This window comes from Paraburkholderia tagetis (genome assembly GCF_022213065.1).
GTDB classification, from domain to species: Bacteria; Pseudomonadota; Gammaproteobacteria; order Burkholderiales; family Burkholderiaceae; genus Paraburkholderia; species Paraburkholderia tagetis.
Genome location: NZ_JAKLJA010000051.1, coordinates 34,384 through 41,261, shown reverse-complemented (window position 1 = coordinate 41,261; position 6,878 = coordinate 34,384). Strand labels below are relative to the sequence as shown.

General features: G+C 63.4%; 5 protein-coding genes. All 5 read right to left on the bottom strand.

The features are described from left to right. The coding region (locus L5014_RS33315) for an aldehyde dehydrogenase family protein (protein ID WP_238468085.1) at positions 1–460 on the bottom strand (460 nt) is incomplete at its 3' end. Between the two features lie 282 nt (positions 461–742). Further along, entirely contained in the window at positions 743–2,728 is a 1,986-nt protein-coding gene (gene acs / locus L5014_RS33310) for an acetate--CoA ligase (RefSeq protein ID WP_238468083.1), read from the bottom strand. Between the two features lie 168 nt (positions 2,729–2,896). Next, a complete protein-coding gene (gene ccsB, locus L5014_RS33305; protein WP_238468081.1) occupies positions 2,897–4,096 on the bottom strand; it encodes a c-type cytochrome biogenesis protein CcsB in 1,200 nt (399 codons plus the stop codon). Positions 4,097–4,225: 129 nt separating this feature from the next. Continuing rightward, the gene (locus L5014_RS33300; protein ID WP_238468079.1) at positions 4,226–4,558 is read right to left on the bottom strand and encodes a hypothetical protein; all 333 of its coding nucleotides are present in this window, start codon (positions 4,556–4,558) and stop codon (positions 4,226–4,228) included. Between the two features lie 76 nt (positions 4,559–4,634). Next, the gene (locus tag L5014_RS33295; protein ID WP_238468077.1) at positions 4,635–6,875 is read right to left on the bottom strand and encodes a heavy metal translocating P-type ATPase; all 2,241 of its coding nucleotides are present in this window, start codon (positions 6,873–6,875) and stop codon (positions 4,635–4,637) included. Positions 6,876–6,878 lie beyond the last annotated feature (3 nt).

The following is a 6,878-nucleotide window of genomic DNA, read 5'->3' as shown; positions in this document are numbered from 1 at the left end:
GAAAATGATAGGCGACCGTGTTGTCGTCGATCTCGGAGATGCCGCCTTCCTGCGCGCGAATACAACCCGCGAAATAGCGGAAATGATCGACGGCGAGCGGCAGATCCGCAGCCATCGTTTCGCGCAGCGGCTTGCCGTTGTCGATCGTCTCGGCGACGGCGAGCAGCTTGAGATTCTTTTCCATCCGGTCGGCCGCTGCGAGCAGCAGATTCGCCCGCTCGGTCACGGACGTCTTGCCCCATTTGCGGCGTGCCGCATGGGCCGCGTCGATGGCGAGATCGATATCGGCACCGCGCGAGCGGGGCACGCTACAGAACGGCTGCCCGTTGATGGGCGACAGGTTCTCGAAATAGTCGCCGTCGAGCGGCGCCACCCATTTGCCGCCGATGTAATTTTCGTACTGCTTACGGTACGGATATTCGATATCAATGCCCAGTTGCTTCAAATCAAACGGGTTCATCGTGTGTCTCCTGCTCAATATAGGTGAGGTTGAAAGCGTGCTGAGGTGCTGATGGCACGCCACGCTATCTGCAAATCCCATGCCATTCGGAGATGGGGGTGCCGGCGCCCATTTACGCCATCGAATCCGGGCGCATGCGCATACGGTTGTTGCAATGCGGATCACTCGGTGTCACAGACTGCGATTCTGTTGCAGATCGGAACAAGGTGACCGATCTGCTGCCGTGCCCAGTTCAGCGCGGACGCGGTAGCGGATTTCGTCAAGACGGAGCCTGTGAGGTGCTTACTGGGCAAGGGTGCTCAACTGTTCGAGAATCCCGGGATTCTCGAGCGTTGAGGTATCTTGCGAAACAGCTTCACCTTTTGCGATCGAGCGCAGCAGCCGGCGCATGATCTTGCCCGAGCGTGTCTTCGGCAGGTTGTCGCCGAAACGAATCTCCTTGGGCTTGGCGATCGGCCCGATTTCCTTGCCGACCCAGTCGCGCAGTTCCCTGGCTATCCGCGCGGCCTCGTCGCCGACCGGGCACGCATGCTTGAGCATGACGAACGCAACCACGGCTTCGCCCGTCGTATCGTCAGGCCGCCCGACGACGGCGGCTTCGGCTACCAGTTCGTGAGCGACCAGTGCCGATTCGATCTCCATCGTGCCGAGCCGGTGGCCCGACACGTTCAGCACGTCGTCGATGCGCCCCATGATCGTGAAGTACGCACTGTCCTTGTCGCGCACCGCACCGTCGCCGGCCAGGTACAGCCTGCCGCCGAGTTCCTGCGGGAAATAGCTGGTACGGAAGCGTTCCGGATCGTCCCAGATCGTGCGCGCCATCGCCGGCCATGGCCGCTTGATGACCAGGATGCCGCCCTGCCCGTTCTCGACGTCCTGCCCCGTCTCGTCGACCACCGCGGCCAGAATGCCGGGCAGCGGCAGCGTGCACGACCCCGGTACGGCGGGAATCGCGCCGGGCAGCGGCGCGATCATGTGCCCGCCCGTCTCGGTCTGCCACCAGGTGTCGATGACTGGGCAGCGCTCGCCGCCGACATGCTTGCGGTACCACATCCACGCTTGCGGATTGATCGGCTCGCCAACGGTGCCGAGAATGCGCAGACTCGACAGATCGTAGCGGTCCGGATGGACCTCCGCGTTGGATTCGGCGGCCTTGATCAACGAGCGAATCGCGGTCGGCGCGGTATAGAACACGCTCACCCGATGGTCGGCAATCATCTTCCAGAAGCGGCCCGCGTCCGGATAAGTTGGCACGCCCTCGAACACCACCTGAGTCGCGCCAATCGCCAGTGGTCCGTAGGTGATATAGCTATGCCCTGTGACCCAGCCGATATCGGCTGTACACCAGAAGACATCCGACGGCTTCCAGTCGAAAGTCCACTTCATGGTTTGCGCGGCCCATAGCAGATAGCCGCCCGTGCTGTGCTGCACGCCCTTGGGCTTGCCGGTCGACCCCGACGTATAGAGGATGAACAGCGGATGCTCCGCACTGACCCATTCAGGCATGCAGTCAGACGCTTGCGTTTCAGCGATCTCGTGCATCCACCGATCGCGACCCGGATGCCAGTCGACCTTGCCGCCGGTGCGACGGTAGACGATCACGTCCGTGACCGCCTCGCAACCGCCCATGGCCAGAGCCTCGTCGGCGATCGACTTGAGCGGTAGCGCCCTGCCGCCGCGCATCTGTTCGTCGGCCGTAATCAGCGCACAGGCGCCGATGTCCACGAGACGCTCGTTCAGCGATTTCGACGAAAAACCGCCGAACACCACCGAATGCGTCGCACCGATACGTGCGCAGGCCTGCATCGCGACCACGCCCTCGATCGACATCGGCATATAGATCACGACGCGGTCGCCACGCTCAATGCCGAGTTTGCGCAGCGCATTCGCGAAACGGCCGACGCGTTGCAGCAGATCAGCATAGCTCACGTGCGTCACCTTGCCGTCGTCCGCCTCGAAGATGATCGCGGTACGTTCTCCATGCCCGGCTTCGACATGGCGATCGAGGCAGTTGTACGACGCGTTGAGTTCACCGTCGGCGAACCACGTGTAGAACGGCGCATTCGATTCGTCGAGCACCTTGGCGAATGGCGTGTGCCAAGTCAGATTCTCGCGTGCGAGACGTGCCCAGAAACCCTCGTAGTCGCGGTGCGCTTCAGCCACGAGTGCCTGATAACCGGACATGCCCGACACCGCAGCCGCAGCGGCCATGGATTCGGGCGGAGGAAATGTACGTTGTTCGTGCAGAACCGATTCGATCGCTGACATGGGTATCTCCATGATGAAGTGATGTATGCATCGACTTCATCTGCAATACACATGCCAGCTTGGCACTCCCTATTATTGGCCCGGTTTTCCGAGCGAACCTACGCACCTGTATGCCAACGCAACAGCGGCTGTTGACTTCTGCAACACTGCTTGCAATGCCGTTGGCACTCACAGCTTGCCGTAACTGTGCAAGCCGGACAGGAACATGTTGACGCCGAGAAATGCAAAGGTCGTGACCAGCAAGCCGGTCAACGCCCACCAGGCCGCCGCCGCGCCGCGCAGCCCGCGCACCAGCCGCAGATGCAACCAGGCTGCATAGTTTAGCCACACGATCAACGCCCAGCTCTCCTTCGGATCCCAGCTCCAGTAGCCACCCCATGCCTCGGCTGCCCACATTGCGCCGAGAACCGTTGCGATCGTGAAGAACGCAAAGCCCACCGCGATCGACTTGTACATCAGATCGTCGAGCACCTCGAAGTCCGGCAGGCGCCCGGCCAGAATGCCGTGCTCCTTGCACAGATAAGCCACAGCAACCATCGCCGACAACGCGAAGCTGCCGTAGCCGATAAAGTTTGCAGGCACGTGGATTTTCATCCACCAACTCTGCAGCGCTGGCACCAGCGGCTCGATCTGCTGCGCGTCGCGCGCTGCGCTATACCACGTCAGAAAACCGACTGCGGCGGTGATGATCAACAGGACGAAAGCGCCGAGTGCACGCGTTTCATAGTGGCGCTCGTAATAGAGATACAACAGTGCCGTGATCAGGCAAAACAGCACGAAAACCTCATAGAGGTTCGATACGGGAATATGGCCGATGTCGGCACCCATCAGCCAGGACTCATACCAGCGCACCATCAGGCCCACAAAACCCATCAACGCTGCAGCCCAGGTCATCCATGTACCGATCGCGCCTCCGGTATCACTGCGCGACAGCAGCCCGATCCAGTAAAACAGTGTGGCCAGCGCGAATAGCGCGCTCATCCACAGGATCGCCGACTGGCTCGACAGGCAATACTTGAGCAGGAAAACCGAATCGGCACGCGCGAGATCGCCGTGATAGACCGAAATTGCCGCCACGGACAGCGTCGCGATCAGCATCATCAGCAGGCGCCCCTGCTTCCAGCGCCACCCCAGCACAATCGATGCAGATGTCGCGCCAACCAGCACGGTTTCGTCGTAATAGTCCATGCGCGCCTGATAGCTCACGAGCGCATAGCCGGCACCGGTCGCGAAAGCCAGCGCGAACAACCAGTCGAGCGGCGAAAGGCGACGCCAGAACGGGCGGACATCAAGCCATGGAGCCGGCACCGCTGCAGTGGGTTGCTGCGCCGTGGATGCGGAGGATTGCGAAATCTGTGTGAGGTTCATGGTCGACGCCCTGGAGTGTGACTGTCACCCGATGGAACATAGGCTGCTAACTGTTCCCGATAGAATCGGTACGCGGGACAAACGCAATAATTGCGCCAGCTAGCCAGCGACCCTTTATTCTCCTGATGTTTAGTTACGCTGATTGTTCCGCCGATGCGACAACGCCATGACGATACCCAGCCATGACACGCCGACCCATCTGACCCAGGCGACCCCGACGAATGCGCCGGAAAGCATCAGCAGCCAGCCCGGCAGGATCGCGCATGCAGCGGCGTATTGGTGCGCACGCCGGGCCTCGCGCCACGTCAGCGACAGCACGACGATCGTCGCGCACAGAGTTGCAGTAAACCAGAGCGGGTTGTATCGCGTGGCCGCGAACCAGCTCGCGCCGAATAATCCCGCGTAGGTCGTCCAGCAGATCGCGCACTTCGGCGCCACGATCTGCAGTGCGAAAACCGTCAACCCAAGCCCGCGCGATACGACACGGGGCGCTGCGAGGCATTTGCCCATCGCGCCAGAACGGCACGCGCATCGAGTGTCATGGCCGCGCATGGGATAACCGGGCGATATTGAACATCGCGGCATCGTGCGGGCCGCCAGCGCGCAGCAGACGCGCCGAATTGGCGGTGACCGACAGCGAGCTTGCAACCATCAGCGCAGCGGCCATGGTGGGAGAGACATACCCCGTCAGCGCAAGCGGAATCGCCAGCAGGTTGTACGCGGCTGCGGCCACCAGGTTCTGTTTCATGGTGCGCGCGGTATGTCGTGCGATCAGCAGTGCCTGATCGAGCCGCGCAATCCCGGCGCCCGTGAGGACGATCGCAGCCGATGCCACAGACGATGCGGTAGCGCCCTCCACCGCCACGCCGAGATCGGCCGCGGCCAGCGCCGGTGCGTCGTTCAACCCATCGCCGACGAACATCACGCAGGCCCCTTTCGCCTGGGCAGCCAGAATGCGGCGCACCTTGTCTTCGGGCGATTGTTCGGCGTAGACATCGGCTTCCGGGATACGCACCTTGCGTGCAATGTCCTGGGCCACACCGACGGCGTCGCCGCTCAACATCGCGAGGGCGAGGCCCGACGCGCGCAGGCGCGTAACGGTATCCCTGACACCGTCTCTCGGCGTATCGGCAAACGCCAATGCACCCAGCCAGCGATCCCCGCGCGCCACGTGTGCCAGCGTATGCTGCACGGACTCGAACGGCACTGTGATGCCATTTCCGGCTAACCAGGCGGCCTGTCCCACACGCAGGCAAACGCCATTCGCGCCAAGCCACTCGACGCCGGCCCCGGGCACCGCCCGCGAGGTGCCGACGGTGCGGTCGAGCGCCTCGAGTCGCTCTGCCGGAACCAGCGAGCGAATCGAATTCGCCAGCGGATGCTCGCTGCCGCGTTCGGCCAGCGCCGCCGCTTCGATCAGCGCATCGCGCTCGATACCCGGTGCCAGGCGCAGGCTTACGAGCTTCGGCCGGCCCTCGGTCAGCGTCCCGGTCTTGTCGAGGTAAATCTGCGAGACCTGGCCCGCCTTTTCAAGCGCTTCGACGTCGCGAAAGAGGATGCCTTCGCGCGCAGCGCGCCCGGCCCCCGCCAACAATGCCAGCGGCACCGCCATGCCGAGGGCGCACGGGCACGTGATCACCAGTATCGCCACCGCACGCTCGAGCGCCATCGGCCACGCCATGCCGCGGTACAGATCCCATGCGCAGGCATCCACGGCGAGCAGGCAAATCGCGGGCACCAGATGGCGCGTGAAACGTTCGGCAAACGTCTGCGAGGCGGTCTTGCGGGCCAGCATGCGACGCACTTCGCGCGCGATCCGGTCGACCCGACGCGCCCCCCACGCACCCTGCACCCGCACGATCAGTTCGCCATCGCCGTTGAGCGTCCCCGCTTCCACCGCGTCGCCGCATCCGGCTTTCACGGGCCGTGTCTCGCCGGTCAGCAGCGAACGATCGAGCAGCGACGCGCCATGCATGACGATGCCGTCGAGTGGAACACGCTCGCCCGGCCGGATCCGGATGGTGCTACCCGGCGCGACCCGCTTGGCGAGCATTATGGCCTCCGATCCATCGGCATTGACGACGCAAACCTGCTCGGGCGGCAGATCGAGCAGGGCTCGCACGGCATCTGCTGAACGGGCTCGCACCGATATTTCGATCAACCGCCCTGCGAGCAGGAAGGTCACGATGGTGGCCGCCGAGTCGAAGTAGACCACAGGATCGCGCTGCGCGAGGCGCCAAAGCGACAAGACGAAGGATCCCAGCGCGCCGAGCGACACCAGCAGGTCCATGCCCGGCGCGCCGGCGCGCAGGGTACGCCAGCCCGCGCGAAGGAACGGCAGCGCACACCAGCCGATGATGGGCAGACACGTCACGCCCGCAAACAGCGCGAGGTCATATTGCGCAGCCCGCGACAGCGTGCCGTCGGGAGACAGATAGCGCGTCCATTGCGCGACCATCACCCACATGTCGAAGAACACTGCCACGGCCAGACGCAAGCCCAGATCCCGCTGGATCCGCGCAAAGTGCGCACGGCGGTCGTGGCCGGCGCCCTCGGCAGCGCACGAATAACCGATCTTTTCGACGGCCGCGACAATCGAATCGAGCGTAGTCGCATGCGGATCCCACTGCAGTTGGGCCGACTCGGAGGCGAAACTGACGGTGGCATCGAGCACGCCGCACTGACGCTTCATCACGCGCTCCACGGCGTTGGCACAACTCGTGCACCACATGCCGCGCACGTCGAGCGTGATGCTGTCGAGGGTCGATGCTGCGCTCATGGA

What these genes read in the sequence shown, in the direction of transcription:
- ccsB (WP_238468081.1), bottom strand. Translation starts at nt 4,096, where the DNA reads ATGAACCTCACACAGATTTCGCAATCCTCCGCATCCACGGCGCAGCAA.
- L5014_RS33295 (WP_238468077.1), bottom strand. Translation starts at nt 6,875, where the DNA reads ATGAGCGCAGCATCGACCCTCGACAGCATCACGCTCGACGTGCGCGGC.
- acs (WP_238468083.1), bottom strand. Translation starts at nt 2,728, where the DNA reads ATGTCAGCGATCGAATCGGTTCTGCACGAACAACGTACATTTCCTCCG.